Genomic DNA, 18307 nt, shown 5'->3' on the forward strand with positions numbered 1-18307 from the left:
TCGCCCGGGGGGTGAGCCGTCGATGAGCCGAAGATGAAAGGAACTTCACCAGGGCTTTCCCCGGGCCTTCGCCCGGGCCAACGCCCTGCCCCTCAGCCGGTGGGCAGCCGGTATCCCATCCCGCGTACCGTCTCCACCCGCTCCGCCCCCAGCTTCTTGCGCAGTGTCCGCACGTACACGTCCACGATGTTGGACCCCGGGTCGAAGTCGTACCCCCACACATGGGACAGGATCTGCTCCCGGGACAGCACCTGCCCGGGATGCCGCAGGAACAGCTCCAGCAGCACGAACTCACGGGCCGTCAGGTCGACGGTCCGCTCCCCGGAGCGGGCCCGGCGCGTGCGGAGGTCCAGGCTCAGGGAGCCGGACCTGAGGACCGTCACCTCCGGGGCCCGCGCGGCCGTCCGCAGCCTCAGCCGCACCCGGGCCAGCAGCTCCTCGAAGCGGAACGGCTTGGTCATCCAGTCGTCGGCGCCGCCCTCGAGACCGGCCACCGTGTCCCGTACGGAGTCCCGCGCGGTCAGCACGATCACCGGCACCGTCACCCGCGCCTCGCGCAGCTCGCGCAGGACCGTGAAACCGTCCCGGCCGGGCAGCCCGATGTCCAGGACGACGAGGTCGAAGCCGCCGGTCAGGGCGTACTCGTAGCCCGCGTCGCCGTCGGTGACGACGGTCGTGGTGAAGCCGTTGGAGCGCAGGCCCTTCTCCACGAAGGAGGCGATGCGCTCCTCGTCCTCGACGATGAGGATGCGGTTCACGTGGGGTCCCCTTCCGGTGCCCGGGGCGCGTGCAGGACGAGGGCGAAGGTGGCGCCGCCCCCGGGGGTGCCGTGGAGCCGTACCCGGCCCCGGTGCCCCTCGGCGATCGCCTTGACGATGGACAGACCGAGCCCGGCGCCGGAGCCCCGGGCGCCGCGGCGGGCCGTGCCGCGCCGGAAGCGCTCGAAGATCACCTCGGTGTCCTGGGGCTGCACACCGGGCCCGGAGTCGGCGACGTACAGCTCCAGGTGCGGGCCGTCGGTGCGGGAGCCGATGCGGATGGTCCGGCCGGGCGTGGTGTGCTGCACCGCGTTCTGCGCGAGCTGCACCATGGCCTGGGTGATCCGCTGCGGATCCAGCTCGGCCTCCAGGTCGGCGACCCCGTCGAGCTGCCAGTCGCGTTCGCCGAGCGTGCGGGCCTTGACGTAGACGTCGGCGGTGAGTTCGGCGACCTGGACCGGCTCGGGGGAGACGAAGTCGGGGCGTTCGGCCTTGGCGAGCAGCAGCAGGTCCTCGACGATGCGGCTCATCCGGTCCAGCTCGTCGGTCACCAGCCGGACGGTCTCCTCGCGTTCGGCCGGGTCGTCGCCCATCAGCTCCAGATGGCCGCGCACGATGGTGATGGGCGTGCGCAGCTCGTGGCCCGCGTCGTCGACGAACTCGCGCTGGGCGGCGAAGGCGCGCTCCAGCCGGTCGAGCATGCCGTTGAACGTGTCGGCGAGCGCCGCTATGTCGTCGTTGCCGTGCACCGGGATCCGCCGGGTGAGGTCCTGCTCGGTGAGCTGCGCCGCCGCGGTGCGCACCACCCGCACGGGTCTGAGGATCCGCCCGGCGACCGCCCAGGCGATGCCGACGGTCAGCAGCAGGGCGACCCCGGAGATGCCGAGCAGCGTGCGGAACACGCTGTTCACGCGGGCCTGCTCGCGCTCCGGGTGGAAGGCGACGACGAACGCGGCGTCCGGCTCCCGGCCCTGCTGGGCCACGGTGACCTTGGCCCAGCGGATCTCGCCCTCCGGCCGGTGCAGCACACCGGAGGACGCGGGCGAGCCGAAGATGCGGCGCTGCGCGTCGACGTCCCGGTCCAGGGGCAGGGCGACGGGCACGTCGTGCGGCTGGCGGAGCGGCCGGAGGCTGCCGTCGGTCCTGGTCACCAGGCCGATCAGCTCCTCGTCCGCGTCGGGGTTCTGCCGTTCCAGGAACACCGTCAGCAGCCGGTCCGCGTCGGTGAACGGCCGGCCCGTCCGCGGATCCCCGCCCTGCTCCTCGAAGTTGGCGAACTCGCCGGTCTCCTGGGTGAGCAGACGGTTGATCCGGTTGTCGACGTCCCGCAGCAGGAACGAGCGGGTGGTCATGGCGACGGAGGCGAGCGCGACCGCCATCACGAGCAGCAGCCAGAGCAGGATGCGGACCCGGGCGGAGACGCGCCGGCGGCCGGAGTCAGTTGTCGGAGCCGGCGTCGTCGTCGCCCGGTCCGTCGTCCGATGCGCCCCGGCCGCGGTCGTCGTCGTCATCGTCACTCGCTGAGCTGTCGGTCACGGGAGGCCGCGAGACGCCCTCGTCGCCCGGCGTGGGCTCCGGCGGCGTTGACTTCGCGGGGGGTGTGAGGGTGGAGGTGGGCGTGGTGGAGCTGTTGTCCAGCTCCACCTGCTGGGACGGGACCTTGGGCGCCTCGGGGCTGTCCGCGAGGGCGTAGCTGGTCGCGGCGATGCCCAGCGGGATCAGCACGACCGCGGAGAGGGCGGCCATACGACGGGAGAATGCCATGTGCCTGATCCTGCGGACGGAACCCGGAGCCGATGATGAACCCCGGATGAAGAACTCTTCATCCGGGGTCCGCGCTCAGGGGCGGTTCCTCAGTTGTCGAGCCCGATCGAGAACGCCGCCTCCAGGTCGTGCTGCGAGTAGGTACGGAACGCCACGTGCGTGTCCGTGCCCTCCACGCCGGGGATCTTGCTGATCCGGCCGGGGATGACCTCCGCCAGGTCCTCGTGCTCCTTCACCCGGACCATCGCGATGAGGTCGTAGGTGCCGGTGACGGAGAAGACCTCGCTGACGCTGTCCAGCGCCGCGATCGACTCCGCGATCTCGGGGATCCGGTCCACGCTGGTCTTGATGAGGACGATCGCGGTGATCACGGCTGGTTCTCTCCCTCGGGGGCCGGAGCAGGGGCGGTCTTCACTCTAGTGGGGCCGGCGGGACGGCCGTAGCGGACCGAGGCGTAGCCGAAGCCGAGGCCGAAGCCCACCAGGTGGGCGAGGTAGGCCACGCCCGGGCCGTCCGAGGCCCGTCCGGCCGCCAGCCACTGGAGCGCCGCCCAGAACGGCAGCACGATCCACGCCGGGAAGCGCACCGGCAGGAAGAAGAGGAACGGCAGGAGACTGGTCACCCTGGCCCGCGGGAACAGGTAGAGAAACGCACCGAGGACCGCCGAGATCGCCCCCGAGGCACCGACCAGGGGCTGCTCGGAGTCCGCGTTGACGGCGGCGTAGCCCAGCAGGGCCAGACAGCCGCAGCCGACGTAGAACAGGGTGAACTGCGCCCGGCCCATCCGTTCCTCGGTCATCGCCCCGAAGACGTAGAGGAAGAGCATGTTGCCGAGCAGGTGCACCCAGCTGCCGTGGACGAAGAGGGCCGTCGCGGGGGTGAGAGCCGATCCGGCGGACCCCTCGAACAGTTCTGCGGGGATCACGCCCCAGCGCCGGAAATAGGCCCGCTGCGCGGCGAGCAGGTCGTCGCCCGTGCCGTACGCCGGGTTCAGGCCCGAGCCGGGTCCGGCCAGGAAGACCGCGCAGCACAGGGCGATCAGTGAGTACGTCACCGGCGCCGACGACCCCCGGACCGATCTGCCGGCCCGGACGATCGACGCACTCCACTTGCTGATCATGAACACAGAGCATGACGTAACCGGACGCAACGGCACAGACCGCCTCGCCGCCGTGGACGCGTGGGCGGCGAGGACCCGCCAGGCCGTAGGGTTACGAGCCACACGCACCGGGGATGCCGGTGGCGTCACGGACACTAGAAGGAAAGAGAACAGGCCACGATGACGGTTCCCTTGCCGACCGCCTCGACGCGGTGGCGCTGCGCCCTCTGCGGCAACCTCACGAGGTTCGACGTGACCCGCTCGTCGAAGGTCGTCGAGTACGTCCACCTCGACCTGGCCGGAGAGCCGAAGGTCGAGGAGCGCGAGGTGCTCAGTGAGACCATCGAGTCGGTGCGCTGCCGCTGGTGCAACGCGGTGGACCAGGTGGAACTCGTGGACAGGCCGGGTGCCGGCTCCTGACGGGAGCTGGCCCCGCACAGGCATTGGGGTGTGACGGATGGTGGAGACCACGGGCGGGGGGCCGGGCGACGGCGCCGCCGAGGTGCTCGACCGTCCGCTGCCCGACGGCGTGCGCCGCAGGGTCGTCCAGATCGTCTCCGACGGCTTCGGTTCGCTGACCGTCGGCGAGCTGCCCGCGCAGCTCAGGCAGTACGCCCGGTTCGCCCCGAACCGCCGGGCCAAGTTCGCCGGCAACGCCATGGCCGCGGCGCTGGAGACCGACCCGCTGTTCCGGCAGCGCATCGGGGAGAAGCTCAGAGAGGCCCAGCCGGAACTGACCGGCGCCCTCGACTCAGGCTCCCCGCCCCCGGCCGCGGATCCGCTCGACGTGGCGGCCGCGGCCTACGTACTGCGGCCCCTCGACTGGGTGAAGCTCGTGACCGCCGCCGGCGAGGAGGCCCAGCGGGCCGACGCCGAGCGGGCCGACGAGGAGAACCGGGCCGAGCTGGAGCGGCTGCGCGCCGAGCTGGCCCGGGCCCGTGACCACACCAGGGCCGAGACGGAGCGGCTGCGCACGGAGCTGGAATCGGCCAAGAAGGAAACCGAGTCGCTGCACCGCAAGCTCCGCGCCGCCCTCAGCGACGTCAAGCGCGGCGAGGCCGCCCTGCGCAAGGCGCACGGCGAGATCGAGGCCGTCCGTACCGAGGGACAGGCCCAGGTGTCCGCCGCCGAGAGCGAGACCCGGCGGCTCAAGGCGCGGCTGAGCGAGACCGAGGCCGCCCTGGAGGCGGCGCGCCGGGCGGCGCGCGAGGGCCGCAGCGTCGAGGACATGCGGGTACGACTGCTGCTGGACACCCTGCTGGACGCCACCCAGGGGCTCCGGCGCGAGCTGGCCCTGCCGCCGGTGTCGGTGCGGCCCGCCGAGACCGTGGACGCCGTCGAGCCGGGCCGGATGAGCCCGAAGGACATCGCCGCCCGCGCCCTGTCCGAGAACGACCCGCAGGTCCTGGACCAGCTGCTGGCGCTGCCGCAGGCCCATCTGGTCGTCGACGGCTACAACGTCACCAAGACCGGCTATCCCCAGATGCCGCTGGAGAAGCAGCGCCTGAGGCTGCTCGGGCAGCTCTCGCAACTGGCGGCACAGAGCGGCGCCGAGGTGACGTGCGTCTTCGACGGGGCCGAACTGGCCGCGCCGGTACTGCTCGCGCCGCCGCGCGGGGTGCGGGTGCTGTTCTCGAAGCCGGGCGTCACCGCCGACGAGCTGATCCGCCAGCTGGTGCGCGCCGAACCGCCCGGCCGGCCCGTCATCGTGGCCTCCACCGACCGCGAGGTGGCCGACGGCGTGGCCCGCGCGGGCGCCCGTCCCGTGGCCTCGGCGATGCTGCTGAAGCGCCTTTCGCGAGGCTAGCAACCGTACGGGCGATGCGTAACGTCCGGGCCTGATGCCCGAATTGATGAGACATGTGTGCCACGGTGAGTCAACTGTGCCTCACTGCCTGTGGGTCCAGGGGAAAAGTTGGCCTACCGTGACGCGATTTTTCATCTGAGGATTTGAACTGATCACAGGAAGGTCACTAGGGTCAGGCCCCGAACCTCCGCTCGGGTGATCGCTCACTGGGAGCGTCGGCGGAGGGGCCGAGAAGGAGCTTGTCACCCGTGGCGTCCCACCGTCGTCCCAAGCAGCCGAGCCGCGCACGTGTGACCGTGTTGACCACAGCCGCCGCCGCTGCCGTCGCCTTCAGCTCGCAGGCCGCCAACGCGGCCCCCAGTGAGAAGCCGAGCAAGGACGAGGTCAAGGCCAAGGTCGACAAGCTCTACGAAGAGGCGGAGCACGCCACCGAGAAGTACAACGGGGCCAAGGAGAAGCAGGAGAAGCTCCAGAAGGAGATCTCCACCATCCAGGACAACGTCGCCCGCGGCCAGGAGGAGCTCAACGAGCTCCGCGACAGCCTGGGTCTCGCGGCCGCGTCGCAGTACCGGACCGGCTCCATCGACCCCTCCGTGCAGCTCTTCCTCTCCGCGGACCCGGACGACTACCTCGACAAGGCGTCCACGCTCGACCAGTTGAGCAGCCAGCAGGTCGAGGCGCTGAAGAAGGTCCAGGACAAGCAGCGCGAACTCGCCCAGGAGCGCGCCGAGGCCTCCGAGAAGCTCAAGGACCTCGCCTCCACCCGCACCGAACTCGGCAAGAAGAAGAAGGAAGTCCAGAGCAAGCTCGCCTCCGCGCAGAAGCTGCTCAACACCCTCACCGCCGCCGAGAAGGCGCAGATGAAGGCCGAGGAGGACCGCGCCAGCCGCGACAGCGCACGCGACGCCCTCACCGCCGACGTCCCGCCCGGCTCGGGCCGGGCCGCCGCGGCCTTCGCCTTCGCCCAGAGCCAGCTCGGCAAGCCGTACGTCTACGGCGCCACCGGCATGAGCTCCTACGACTGCTCCGGCCTCACCTCCCGGGCGTACGCCGCGGCCGGCGTGCAGATCCCGCGCACCTCCGAGGCGCAGACCGGAGCCGGCACCAAGATCTACTCGGTCAGCCAGCTCAAGGTCGGCGACCTGGTCTTCTTCTTCAACGACCTGCACCACGTCGGCCTCTACGCCGGCAACGGGCAGATCATCCACGCCCCGCGCACCGGCACGGTCGTCCGCTACGAGTCGATGGACACCATCGGCGGCCCGTTCATGTTCGGCGTCCGCGTCTGACGTTCCGCACGACGGCCCCGACCGGCCCCCGGCGTCTCCAAGATCAGGACACCGTGTCCGCCGTTCGGGCGAATCGCGCCGGCCTCGACTGAGCCCACGCCCCGCCAGTGACCTGCGTCAGTGGCGGGGCGTCGTGCCGCATACCCACGGATGGTCGTTGGCGTCTCCCCGTCGCGGGGCTACTGTCTGCCGCGTTTCCTAGTCCGTCAGCGGAAGGAGAGCGGCTTCCCGTGGGGTCCCATCGCCGCCTTGCACCGTCCGGGTTCGACCGGGGCGCCACTGTCGCGGTCAGCTTGCTTTCCGTCGCGGCCGCCGCCCTGGGCGCGGTACCCGCTTTGGCCGCACCGTACGACGACACCCCGGCCGAGGTGGACCGCCTCTACGAGCAGGCCGAGAAGGCGACCGAGGCCTACAACGAGGCCGACGAGCGCGCCGGCGAACTGCGCGACGAGGTCCGCACCGCCCGGGACCGGATCGCCCGGCAGCAGCAGCGCATCAACTCCATGCGGGAGTCGCTCGGTTCGCTCGCCGGCGCCCAGTACCGGTCGGGCGGCATCGACCCGTCCCTCGCCCTGCTGTTCTCCGACGACCCGGACGACTACCTCGACAAGGCGTCCCGGCTGGACCGCGTCACGGCCCACCAGGCCGGCGAGCTGAAGGAGCTCCAGGAGGCCATGCGCGAACTCGCCCAGGACCGCGAGGAGACCGCCGGCAAGCTCCGCGAACTGGAGAAGAGCCGCAAGGCCGTCGCCGCCCACAAGAAGACCGTCGAGCGGAAGCTCGCCACGGCCCGGCGGCTGCTCAACTCCCTTCCGGACACCGAGCGCGACGCCTACGACCGGGCCTCCCGCTCCGGCCGCGACGGCGTTCCCGACCTCGGCGGCGCCACCGCCGCCTCCGGGCGCGGAGCGGCCGCCGTCGCCGCCGCCCGCAGCGCGCTCGGCAAGCCCTACATCTGGGGCGCCAACGGCCCCTCCGGCTTCGACTGTTCTGGCCTGACGCAGTGGTCGTACGCGCAGGCCGGGGTCTCTCTGCCGCGCACCTCGCAGGCCCAGCGATTCGCCGGCCGGCAGGTCCCGCTGTCCGAGGCGCGCCCCGGTGACCTGGTCGTCTACCGGGGTGACGCCAGCCATGTCGGGATGTACATGGGCAACGGCCAGGTCATTCACGCGCCGTACCCCGGCGCACCCGTGCGCTACGACCCGGTGGGGATGATGCCGGTCTCGTCGGTCACCAGGGTCTGACCGGCGCGGCCGGGCGCCCGTACGATCGGGAACGTGGCTGGTCGAAGGTCGGGGTCCCCGGTGGTGGCGCTCGTTCTGCTGCTCGTCTTCCTGACCGGATGCGGGGGCCGGCCTGCCGCCGACAGCGCCACGGCCGACGTCCAGCGGCTCCTCGACCGGCGGGCCGTCGCGGTCCTCGACCGCGACGAGCGGGCCTACGCGCGCACGGGCACGGCGGCGGATTTCGCCCGTCTGCGCGCGCTGCCCCTCGCCGACTGGGCGTACCGCGTGACCGGCCTGCACCGCACCGGCGACACGGCCACCGCCGACGCCGAACTGCGCTACCGCGTCGCGGGGTACGACCGGGCGCCGGTGACCGCCGGCCGCACCCTGCGGCTCAGCCGCGACGCGGACGGTCGGTGGTCCGTCGACGCCGACCGGCCCGCGAGGAAGTCCGCCCAGCAGCTGTGGGACCAGGGGGCGGTACAGGTCGTCCGGGGCGAGCGCAGCCTCGTCCTCGGTGTCGGGCAGTCCGGCCGGTCGCTGCGCGGCTTCGCGGACCTGGCCGACCGTGCGGTGCCCGCCGTCTCGGAGGCGTGGGGCACGGACTGGGGCCGACGCGTCGTCCTGCTCGTACCGAAGTCACTGGAGGGGATGGCGGGGCTGCTCGGCTCGCCCGCCTCCTCCTACCGCGGGATCGCCGCGGTCACCACCGGCGAGACGGGCGCACCGGCGCAGGCGCCCGCGGACCGCGTCATCGTCAACCCGGACGCGTTCTCACTCCTCGGCACGTTCGGCGAGCAGGTCGTCGTCACCCACGAGACGACCCATGTCGCCACCCGCGCCCACACCACCCCCGCCACCCCCCTGTGGCTGTCCGAGGGGTACGCCGACTGGGTCGGCTACCGGGCCACCGGCCGCACGCCGCGCGAGGCCGCGCCCGAACTGTCCCGCGCGGTGACCCAGGGCCGGATCCCGTCCGCCCTCCCGGCCGACAAGGACTTCGGCTTCACCGGCGACGCGAGCCGTCTCGCCCGGGCCTACGAGAGCGGCTGGACGGCCTGCCGGCTGATCGCCGACCGCTGGGGCGAGGCCCGGCTGGGCGAGTTCTACCGGGCCGTCGGCGAGCACCGGAAGCGCGCCGGGGCGGTGGAGGAGGCGATGCGCGAGGTACTGGGGACGACGCCGGGGGCCTTCTCGCAGGAGTGGCGGGAGTATCTGCGGGTCCAGCTGGGCTGACCCGGCCGTGGCCGGAACGGACCGCCCACTGCCTCATCCCGGCTGTTCGAGCTGTGCGATGGCCTCCCGCAGCCAGGTGCGCTCCGCCTCGCCCGTCGCTCGGGCGACCCGCAGCATGCCCTGGCGGAACAGGTCGTCGGCCTCCTCGGCGCGGACCGGCTTGCCGGACTCGTAGAAGAAGCTCGACGGGGTCTCGAGGAAGTCCAGCCGGCGGCGCAGCACGGCGGCCTGCTCGCGCCGGTCGGGCAGGTGGCGCAGGAACGCCAGGACCGTGTTGAAGCGGACGTGGTCGGTGATCTCGGTCTGCTTCGGGTGGCGCAGCCGCTCCAGCAGTTCCTCGCGGCCCTTGCCGGTGAGGGCGAGGATCCGGCGCGGTGCCGCGCTCGCGCCCGGCTCGGTGCGCTGGTCGAGCAGGCCCGCCCCGACCAGGCGGGTGATCGCCGGGTAGAGCGCGCCGTCGCTCACAGGCCGGACATGGCCGGTCAGCGCCTTGATCCGCTCCTTGAGCTCATAGCCGTGCAGCGGCTCCCCGGCAAGGAAGCCCAGGATCGACAGCTCCAGCATGGTCCTCCTTGCGAGTGCGTGAGCGCCCATGCTACCTCTTAACGAGCTACCTCGAATCGAGTTAGCTCGTATCGAGGTTCACCAGGACCCAGGGGGACATCCGCCGTGAACGCCCACCGCAAGCAACTCCTCCAGCTCGCCCGCCCCGTCTACTTCTCGCTCCTGGCGTCCGTCGCCGCCGGGATCATCAACACCGTCTGGGTCGCCCGGCTGGGCGGTCCGGCAGTAGCCGCCGTGGCCGTGGCGACCACCACGGAGAACGTGCTGCTCGGCGTCGCCCTGGTCTTCGGCTCCGGCACGACCGTGCTGGTCGCCCACGCCCGGGGCGCCCGCGACCCCGCCGCCGTACGGGCGGCCGTGCGCGGCGGCTGGGCGCTGTGGGCACTGGTGACACCCGTGGTGGTGGCGGGCGGTCTGCTCGGCCGCGAACCACTGGCCCGGCTGGTGCTGGGCGGGTCCGACGGCGCCGCCCTCCCGCTCGCCGTCGCGTACTTCGCGCTCTCCATGCCCGGCATGGCCGTCTTCTTCGCCCAGCAACTCGTCGACGGCATCCTCAAGGGCACCGGCGACACCAGGACCCCGCTGCGCCTCGCCCTGCTGTCCAACGGCCTGATCCTGGCCCTCGACCCGCTCTTCATCCACCTCTACGGCGTCCAGGGCGCCGCCGCCTCCACGGTGCTGTGCCGGTCCGTGGCACTCGGGGCCGGACTCGTCGCCGTCCGGCGCAACGCACTGCTGCGGAGCGCCCGCGGCACGGCGCCGACCGAGTCCCCGGCCGTCTCCCTGCGCCGGACGCTGACCACCGGCCTGCCCATGTCGGCCGACTTCACCGTGCGCCAGGCGGGCGCCCTGGTCCTGGTCGCCATCGTCGCGCGGCTCGGGGTGACGGCGGTGGCCGCGTACTCGATCGCCTACAAGGTCATGTACGTGGCGACCATGGCCTTCTACGCCGTCCGCCAGGCCGCGTCCATCCACACCGCGCACACGCGGGGCGAGGGGAGGGATGCGCGGCGGGAGATCGGGCGGCAGGCCGTGCGGGTCTCCGGAGCCGTCGGCCTCGCCGCGGCCGTACTGCTGGCCGTCACCGCCCCGTGGCTCATGGCCGCCTTCGGCGCCGGGCCCGGGGTCGCGCGTGAGGGCGTGCTCTTCCTGCGCTGCGTCGGGCCCTACCTGCTGCTGACGGCCTGCCTCATCGCGCTCGGCGGGGTCTTCGAGGGCGGCGGGGACGCCCCGAGGCTGCTGCGCGTGACCGTGCTCGGAACGGCGGTCCAGCTGCCGCTCGCGTACGGCCTGACGGGGCTCGGGCTGCCCGGTGTGTGCCTCGCGCTGGCGGTGGCGACGGCGGTGCAGTGCGGGCTGGCGGGCATGCTCTTCCGGCGGGCTCCGGCTCAGGTGGAGACCGGGGTCTCGTCGGTGCGGGTGGTGGGCTGAGCGGGCACGGCAGCGGGGGCCGTGCGCGGCACCGTCGCCCGCCACAGGGCGCGGGCCGCGAGGAGCGCGGCGGCCACCAGGAGGCCGTTGCGCAGGAACAGCAAGGTCAGCCCGAGCCCGTCGCTGGCCACCACGTTCCCGAAGTAGAGCGGGAACTCCAGCACCGTCACGAAGCACGCCACCAGGACGAGCCCGACCGGCAGCCGCATCCGGCTCCCGGGGAAGTACAGGCAGACCGCTGCCAGCCCGACCAGCCACACCATGTACTGCGGGCTGATCACCCGGCTGGTGGTGGTGAACATCAGCACCGCCACGAAGGCCGCGTCGGCGACCGTGTGCTCCTCGAAGTTCCGGGCCAGCAGCCGCCACAGCAGCAGCCAGCCGAAGGCCGCCCCCGTCAGGAACAGCGCGCCCGTGCTCACCTCGCTCACGTACGGCCCGAGGAACTCGATCGAGCCGTAGTTCAGCCGCACCTCGCCCTCCCAGCCGAAGTGCCGGGCGACGTGGAAGACCAGCGCGCCCAGTGACTCCACCTCGGTGCCCCGGTCCCGCTGGAAGGTCAGGAAGGCGAACGCCCCCGGCATGGCCAGGACGAACACGCCCGTCACCGCGATGCCGGTGACCACGGCCGACACCCAGGAGGCGGGCCGGCGGGCAGCCAGGAGGAGCATCGCCGGCCAGACCTTCAGCAGCGCGCCGAACGCGGCCAGCGCCCCCATCACCTTGGGGTGCCGGGCGCCCGCGAGCAGCGCCGCCACGGCCACCGCCGTGACCATCACGTCGTAGCGCGCGTACACCGTCGGCCCGAGCAGCGGCACGCCCGCCACCCACACCCAGGCGCCGCGCAGCGACCTGCCGGGGCGCCGGCCCGCGTACGCCAGCAGGGCCAGGACGGCCAGGTCGGTGACGCAGACCAGCACGTAGAACGCGGTCGCGTAGGGCAGGAAGGGCAGCAGGCCGGGGGAGAGGATCGCCAGGGCGGCGGCGGGCGGGTACTGCCAGGTGACGTCCTGGTGAGGGAACGTTCCGGTGCGCAGGACGTCGTACCAGCCCTGGTAGATCACGGACACGTCGCTCGTCACGTCCGGGCCCGGGAAGACGTACACCTTCAGCACGAACAGCAGCAGCACCAGTCTCGTGAGACACCAGGTCACCGGCAGCCATGCCAGGGACCGCCTCGCGCCCGTCGTCCTCACCTGATCCCTGCCCCGTCCGCGTGCCGTGTCGAGGAGGCCATGATGTCCCCGACTGCTGTGAGCGTGCCACACCTGCCGGCGCGTACGGCCGTGAGGGGCGGTTCGGTAGGGTCGGCGGCGTGCGCAAGACCCTGATCGTGACCAACGACTTCCCTCCCCGGCCGGGCGGCATCCAGGCGTTCCTGCACAACATGGCGCTGCGGCTGGACCCGCAGCGGCTGGTCGTCTACGCGTCGACCTGGAAGCGGAGCCGGGAGGGCGTGGACGCGACCGCCGCCTTCGACGCGGAGCAGCCCTTCACCGTCGTACGGGACCGCACGACGATGCTGCTGCCGACGCCGCGTGTCACCCGGCGGGCCGCCGGGCTGCTGCGGGAGCACGGGTGCACCTCGGTGTGGTTCGGGGCGGCGGCCCCCCTCGGCCTGATGGCGCCGGCGCTGCGGAGCGCGGGCGCCGAACGGCTGGTGGCCACCACGCACGGGCACGAGGCCGGCTGGGCACAGCTCCCCGCCGCCCGGCAGCTGCTGCGCCGGATCGGCGACTCCACGGACACGATCACCTATCTCGGCGAGTACACGCGCTCCCGGATCACCGGCGCGCTCAGCCCGCAGGCGGCCGCGCGGATGGCGCAGCTGCCGCCGGGTGTCGACGAGAAGACCTTCCACCCCGGTTCGGGCGGTGACGAGATCCGGTCGAGGCTCGGCCTGACGGACCGCCCGGTCGTGGTGTGCGTCTCCAGGCTGGTGCGGCGCAAGGGCCAGGACACCCTGATCCAGGCCATGCCCCGGATCCTGGCGGCCGAGCCGGACGCCGTGCTGCTGATCGTCGGAGGCGGCCCCTACGAGAAGGACCTCCGCAAGCTGGCCCACGACACGGGCGTCGCGGGCTCCGTCCGCTTCACGGGCCCCGTGCCCTGGGCGGAGCTGCCCGCCCACTACGGCGCCGGCGACGTCTTCGCCATGCCCTGCCGCACCCGCCGCGGCGGCCTCGACGTCGAGGGCCTCGGCATCGTCTACCTGGAGGCCTCCGCGACGGGCCTCCCGGTCGTCGCCGGCGACTCGGGCGGCGCCCCGGACGCGGTCCTCGACGGCGAGACGGGCTGGGTGGTCCGCGGCGGCTCTCCCGAGGAGGCGGCCGACCGCATCACCACCCTCCTGGCAGACGCCGAGCTGCGCCGCAGGATGGGCGAGCGGGGCCGCGAGTGGGTCGAGGAGAAGTGGCGCTGGGACCTACTCGCCGAGCACCTCAAAAACTTGCTGTAGGTGTCTTCCTTCAGGGGCGCGGGGAACTGCGCGATCAACCACGAACGACCCGCACCCGCCCACCACGAACAAGCGCCACCCCACTAGGCGGAACCGAATAATCCGCCGATGCTGCGCACATGACATCAAACCTGACGCAGCGTCAGCTGACAAGACGTCAGATCCTTGGCATGGCAGCCCTGCAAACCGCAGCCACCCTGGGATTCACCCGCATCGGCCTCGACTCCGCCCGAGCGGCGCAGCCAAACGCAGTCGACACCGCCCCCGCCATCGTCATCGGCTCCGGCTACGGCGGCGCCGTAGCCGCCCTCCGCCTCGCCCAGGCCGGCATCCGCACCCTCGTCCTGGAGATGGGCCGCCTCTGGAACACCCCCGGCGCGGACGGCAGGATCTTCTGCTCCACCCGCACCCCCGACCAGCGCTCCATGTGGTTCCGCACCCGCACCGAGGCACCCCTGGGCAGCTTCCTCTGGCTGGACGTCGTCAACAGGGACATCGGCCGCTACCCGGGCGTCCTGGACCGCGTGCACTTCGCGCAGATGTCCGTGTACGTCGGCCGGGGCGTCGGCGGCGGCTCACTCGTCAACGGCGGCATGGCGGTCACGCCGCCCCGGGCCTACTTCACCGAGCAGTTCCCCACCGTCGACGCCGACGAGATGTACGGCACGTACTTCCCGCGCGCCCGCGCCGCCCTCGGCGTGAACACCGTCGACCCGGCCTGGTTCGAGTCGACGGAGTGGTACCGCTTCACCCGCGTCTCCCGCCAGCACGCGGAGAAGGCCGGACTGCGGACCACATTCGTGCCGAACGTCTACGACTTCGGCCACATGGCGCGCGAGGCGGCCGGCACCGCCCCGAAGTCGGCACTCGGCGGCGAGGTCATCTACGGCAACAACCACGGCAAGCGCAGCCTCGACAAGACCTATCTCGCCGCCGCGCTCGGCACCGGCCACGTCACGATCCACACCATGGAGAAGGTCCGCGCGATCAGCCGGGCGCCGGACGGTACCTACGTCCTGACCGCCGACCGCATCGACTCCACCGGCCGGGTCGTCGAGACCAAGGAGTACGGCTGCACGTACCTCTTCCTCGGCGGCGGCAGCCTCGGCACCACCGAACTGCTGCTGCGCGCCCGGGAGACGGGCACCCTGCCCGATCTCGCCCCCGCTGTCGGCGCCGGCTGGGGCACCAACGGCAACGTGATGCTCGGCCGGGCCAACCACCTGTGGGACACCGTCGGCGCGAACCAGTCGACCATGCCGGTCATGGGCATCGACGACTGGGCCAACGCCGCCAACCCCGTGTTCGCCGAGATCGCCCCGCTGCCCACCGGGCTGGAGCACTGGGTGAGTCTCTATCTGGCGATCACCAGGAACCGGGAGCGGGCGTCCTTCACGTACGACACCGGCTCGGGCGGGGTACGGCTCGGCTGGACGGCCGCCCACAGCGCGGTCTCCGTCGCGATGGCCAAGAAGCTGTTCGACCGGATCAACGCGGCCAACTCGACGATCTACCGGTACGACCTGTTCGGGTCGAGCAGCAAGGTCTTCGCCGACGACTTCACCTACCACCCGCTGGGAGGCTGCGTACTGGGCCGGGCGACGGACGACTACGGGCGCGTGAAGGGCTACCCCAGGATGTACGTCACCGACAGCTCGCTCGTGCCCGGGTCGATCGGGGTCAACCCCTTCGTGACCATCACGGCCCTCGCCGAACGCACGATGGCGCGGGTCCTCGCCGAGGACACCGCGCCATGACTCCGCTCGCGCGCTACTTGGCGTAGATCGCCTCGACCTCGTGCGCGTAGTCCTTCGCCACCACGTTCCGCTTCAGCTTCAGCGAGGGGGTCAGGTGGCCCGACTCCTCCGTGAACTGGGAGGACAGAATGCGGAACTTCCGCACCGATTCCGCCTTCGACACCGCGGCGTTGCCGTCGTCGACCGCCGCCTGGATCGCGGCCAGCAGGTCCGGGTCCTCGCACAGCGACGCCGCGGTGGAACCCGCCGGCTTGCCGTGGTCCGCGCACCAGCGGCCCAGGAACTCCTCGTCGATGGTGATCAGCGCGCCCACGAACGGCCGCCCGTCGCCCACCACCATGCACTCCGCGACCAGCGCGTGCGCCCGGATGCGGTCCTCGATCACGGCCGGGGCGACGTTCTTGCCGCCCGCGGTGACGATGATCTCCTTCTTGCGGCCGGTGATCCTGAGGTAGCCGTCCTCGTCCAGGGTGCCGATGTCACCGGTGTGGAACCAGCCGTCGGCCAGCGCCTCCGCGGTCGCGCCGGGGTTGTTCCAATACTCCTTGAACAGGTGCTCGCCGTGCAGCAGCACCTCGCCGTCGTCGGCGATCCGGACCACCGAGCCGGGCAGCGGCTGGCCGACCGTGCCGATCTTCTGCCGGTCCCAGGGGTTGAACGCGGTGGCCGCGCAGGACTCGGTCAGTCCGTAGCCCTCCAGGACCGTGAAGCCGATGCCGCGGAAGAAGTGGCCCAGGCGCTCGCCCAGCGGGGCGCCGCCGGAGATGGCGTACTCGCCCCGGCCGCCGAGGACCGCGCGGAGCTTGCTGTAGACGAGCTTGTCGAACGTCTTGTGCTTGATCCGCAGGCCGAGGGACGGGCCGGAGGGGGTGTCCAGCGCCTTGCTGTAGGCGATCGCCGTGTCGGCGGCCTTGTCGAAGATCTTGCCCTTGCCGTCGGCCTGGGCCTTGGCGCGCGCCGAGTTGTAGACCTTCTCGAAGACGCGCGGCACACCGAGGATCAGCGTCGGGCGGAACGCGGCCAGTTCGTCGGTGAGGTTCTTGATGTCCGGGACGCAGCCCAGCTTGATCGGCGCCATCATCGGCGCGATCTGCACGAGCCGCCCGAAGACGTGCGCGAGCGGCAGGAAGAGCAGCACCGAGCACTCGCCCGTGCGGAACAGCGGACGCAGCCGCTCCACGATGTTGCCGCACTCCGCGAAGAAGCTGCGGTGGGTGAGCACACAGCCCTTGGGGCGGCCGGTCGTGCCCGAGGTGTAGACGATGGTCGCCGGGTCGTCGGCCTTGGCGATCGAGCTGCGCTCCTCGACCGTCCGGTCCGTGACGTCCTGCCCGAGCCGGCCCAGCTCGTCGAGGCCGCCGCCCTCGATCTGCCACACGTGCTTGAGCGCCGGCAGATGGTCGCGCACCGACTCGACGGCGGCCGTGTGACCGCCCGACTCCACGATGCACGCGGTCGCGCCGGAGTCGCCGAGGATCCACTGGACCTGCTCCGGCGAACTGGTCTCGTACACCGGGACGGTCACCGCGCCCGCGCTCCAGATCGCGAAGTCCAGCAGCGTCCACTCGTAACGGGTGCGGGACATCAGACCCACCCGGTCGCCCGGCTGGACGCCGGCGGCGATCAGCCCCTTCGCGGCCGTGCGCACCTCGGCGAGGAAGGCGGTGGCCGTGACGTCCTGCCAGCTGCCGCCGATCTTGCGGGCGATGACGGCGACGTCCGGGTGCTGCGCGGCGTTTCTGCGGACGATGTCGGTCAGATTGCCGTCCGCAGGGACCTCGTACAAAGCCGGAAGGCTGAACTCGCGCAAGACTGCTGCTCCTCATAGGGCGCCGGCGCCACGACGTTGTGTGATGCGACGGTCGGTCCAAGGCTCGGGCAGGTGCTCCGGCATTCACTTGTTGAAATGCAGAGCACGACTGGACTGCCCGGACGTTACCCGCCGGTATGGCTTCTACGACAGGGGGTCCCGGCGAGATGTTCGCTGCGTCACACAGTTGGGTATTCCTTCGCGCACAGTAGTCCACTTACTAACTGACTGGCCAGTAACCGCAGGTAGGGCCGCCACTGTTCACAAGTGCAGCGCCCGACCTACCCTTGATCGCCATGGCACCCACACCAGCCGGAAACCACAGGACGCGCGTGCATGTGGTCAGTGACGTGCACGGCAACGCCCGTGACCTGGCGAGGGCCGGCGAGGGCGCCGACGCCCTGATCTGCCTGGGCGACCTCGTCCTCTTCCTCGACTACGCCGACCACTCGCGCGGCATCTTCCCGGACCTGTTCGGCGTCGAGAACGCCGACCGCATCGTCGCGCTGCGCACCGCCCGCCGCTTCCAGGAGGCACGGGAGTTCGGGGCGCGGCTGTGGGCCGGCGTCGGCGCGGACCGGGCGTCGGTGATCGAGAAGGCGGTGCGCAAGCAGTACGCCGAGATGTTCGCCGCGTTCCCCACTCCGACGTACGCGACCTACGGCAATGTCGACATGCCGCCCCTGTGGCAGGAGTACGCCGGCCCCGGCACGACCGTCCTCGACGGCGAGCGCGTCGAGATAGGCGGCTGGGTCTTCGGCTTCGTCGGCGGCGGCCTGCGCACGCCGATGCGGACGCCGTACGAGATCAGCGACGAGGAGTACGCGGCCAAGATAGAGGCCGTCGGCGCGGTCGACGTGCTGTGCACGCACATCCCGCCCGAGGTTCCCGAACTGGTCTACGACACCGTCGCGCGCCGCTTCGAGCGCGGCAGCCGGGCCCTGCTGGACGCCATCCGCCGCACCCGCCCCCGCTACTCCCTCTTCGGACACGTGCACCAGCCGCTGGTGCGGCGGATGCGGATCGGGGCAACCGAGTGTGTGAACGTGGGGCACTTCGCGGGGACCGGGACACCGTGGGCGCTGGAATGGTGAGGACGTCCCAGGTC

17 protein-coding genes are annotated in these 18307 nt (G+C 71.9%); 9 read left to right on the forward strand and 8 right to left on the reverse strand.

Annotated features, from left to right (window positions below):
• Positions 1–92 precede the first annotated feature (92 nt).
• The 5 genes from ABFX81_RS26355 to ABFX81_RS26375 all read right to left on the reverse strand — a co-directional run bounded on the left by ABFX81_RS26355 (position 93) and on the right by ABFX81_RS26375 (position 3642).
• Positions 93–758 (reverse strand): winged helix-turn-helix domain-containing protein, encoded by a 666-nt coding sequence (locus ABFX81_RS26355; RefSeq protein ID WP_086839567.1) that lies wholly within the window; start codon positions 756–758, stop codon positions 93–95.
• Entirely contained in the window at positions 755–2269 is a 1515-nt protein-coding gene (locus tag ABFX81_RS26360; RefSeq protein WP_428837216.1) for a sensor histidine kinase, read from the reverse strand. Before ABFX81_RS26360 ends, ABFX81_RS26355 begins: the two co-directional genes overlap by 4 nt.
• Positions 2196–2522 carry a small secreted hydrophilic protein gene (locus tag ABFX81_RS26365; protein WP_086839565.1) on the reverse strand — a complete coding sequence of 109 codons (327 nt, stop codon included), beginning with the start codon at positions 2520–2522 and terminating at the stop codon, positions 2196–2198. The genes ABFX81_RS26360 and ABFX81_RS26365 overlap by 74 nt, the downstream gene beginning before the upstream one ends.
• Before the next feature lie 89 nt (positions 2523–2611).
• Complete coding sequence (locus ABFX81_RS26370; RefSeq protein WP_030848030.1) at positions 2612–2893, reverse strand: Lrp/AsnC family transcriptional regulator; 282 nt, start codon at positions 2891–2893, stop codon at positions 2612–2614.
• Positions 2890–3642, reverse strand: coding sequence for a rhomboid family intramembrane serine protease (locus ABFX81_RS26375; protein ID WP_086839583.1), 753 nt, complete (start codon positions 3640–3642; stop codon positions 2890–2892). The genes ABFX81_RS26370 and ABFX81_RS26375 overlap by 4 nt, the downstream gene beginning before the upstream one ends.
• Before the next feature lie 159 nt (positions 3643–3801).
• Between ABFX81_RS26375 and ABFX81_RS26380 the strand changes: the two genes are divergently transcribed.
• The 5 genes from ABFX81_RS26380 to ABFX81_RS26400 all read left to right on the forward strand — a co-directional run bounded on the left by ABFX81_RS26380 (position 3802) and on the right by ABFX81_RS26400 (position 9179).
• Positions 3802–4041, forward strand: coding sequence for a hypothetical protein (locus tag ABFX81_RS26380; protein ID WP_020272953.1), 240 nt, complete (start codon positions 3802–3804; stop codon positions 4039–4041).
• A 37-nt stretch (positions 4042–4078) separates the two neighbouring features.
• Positions 4079–5428 carry an NYN domain-containing protein gene (locus tag ABFX81_RS26385; RefSeq protein WP_086839563.1) on the forward strand — a complete coding sequence of 450 codons (1350 nt, stop codon included), beginning with the start codon at positions 4079–4081 and terminating at the stop codon, positions 5426–5428.
• A 248-nt stretch (positions 5429–5676) separates the two neighbouring features.
• Entirely contained in the window at positions 5677–6717 is a 1041-nt protein-coding gene (locus tag ABFX81_RS26390) for an NlpC/P60 family protein (protein WP_086839562.1), read from the forward strand.
• A 230-nt stretch (positions 6718–6947) separates the two neighbouring features.
• On the forward strand, positions 6948–7961 hold the full coding sequence (locus ABFX81_RS26395) for an NlpC/P60 family protein (RefSeq protein ID WP_086839559.1): 1014 nt from the start codon (positions 6948–6950) through the stop codon (positions 7959–7961).
• Between the two features lie 33 nt (positions 7962–7994).
• Positions 7995–9179 (forward strand): hypothetical protein, encoded by a 1185-nt coding sequence (locus ABFX81_RS26400; protein WP_346138765.1) that lies wholly within the window; start codon positions 7995–7997, stop codon positions 9177–9179.
• Between the two features lie 33 nt (positions 9180–9212).
• Here ABFX81_RS26400 and ABFX81_RS26405 read toward each other — a convergent pair whose 3' ends face one another.
• The gene (locus ABFX81_RS26405) at positions 9213–9743 is read right to left on the reverse strand and encodes a PadR family transcriptional regulator (RefSeq protein ID WP_346138766.1); all 531 of its coding nucleotides are present in this window, start codon (positions 9741–9743) and stop codon (positions 9213–9215) included.
• 105 nt (positions 9744–9848) lie between these two features.
• On the opposite strand from ABFX81_RS26405, the gene ABFX81_RS26410 reads away from it, so the two are divergent.
• Positions 9849–11174, forward strand: coding sequence for an MATE family efflux transporter (locus ABFX81_RS26410; protein WP_086845314.1), 1326 nt, complete (start codon positions 9849–9851; stop codon positions 11172–11174).
• On the opposite strand, the gene ABFX81_RS26415 is transcribed toward ABFX81_RS26410, so the two are convergent.
• Positions 11132–12370, reverse strand: coding sequence for a glycosyltransferase 87 family protein (locus ABFX81_RS26415; RefSeq protein WP_086845317.1), 1239 nt, complete (start codon positions 12368–12370; stop codon positions 11132–11134). The two genes, ABFX81_RS26410 and ABFX81_RS26415, sit on opposite strands and share 43 nt — an antisense overlap.
• A gap of 119 nt (positions 12371–12489) precedes the next feature.
• On the opposite strand from ABFX81_RS26415, the gene ABFX81_RS26420 reads away from it, so the two are divergent.
• Both ABFX81_RS26420 and ABFX81_RS26425 read left to right on the forward strand, forming a co-directional pair.
• Positions 12490–13632: a glycosyltransferase gene (locus tag ABFX81_RS26420; RefSeq protein WP_086845319.1), complete on the forward strand. Its 1143-nt coding sequence runs from the start codon at positions 12490–12492 to the stop codon at positions 13630–13632.
• Positions 13633–13751: 119 nt separating this feature from the next.
• Positions 13752–15389 carry a GMC oxidoreductase gene (locus ABFX81_RS26425; RefSeq protein WP_487222178.1) on the forward strand — a complete coding sequence of 546 codons (1638 nt, stop codon included), beginning with the start codon at positions 13752–13754 and terminating at the stop codon, positions 15387–15389.
• A gap of 13 nt (positions 15390–15402) precedes the next feature.
• On the opposite strand, the gene ABFX81_RS26430 is transcribed toward ABFX81_RS26425, so the two are convergent.
• Positions 15403–17199: an AMP-binding protein gene (locus ABFX81_RS26430; RefSeq protein WP_086845322.1), complete on the reverse strand. Its 1797-nt coding sequence runs from the start codon at positions 17197–17199 to the stop codon at positions 15403–15405.
• A gap of 296 nt (positions 17200–17495) precedes the next feature.
• On the opposite strand from ABFX81_RS26430, the gene ABFX81_RS26435 reads away from it, so the two are divergent.
• On the forward strand, positions 17496–18293 hold the full coding sequence (locus ABFX81_RS26435; protein WP_086845324.1) for a metallophosphoesterase: 798 nt from the start codon (positions 17496–17498) through the stop codon (positions 18291–18293).
• The last annotated feature ends 14 nt before the right edge of the window (positions 18294–18307 follow it).

It is taken from the genome of Streptomyces coeruleofuscus, assembly GCF_039532725.1.
In the GTDB taxonomy this organism is placed as follows: domain Bacteria; phylum Actinomycetota; class Actinomycetes; order Streptomycetales; family Streptomycetaceae; genus Streptomyces; species Streptomyces coeruleofuscus.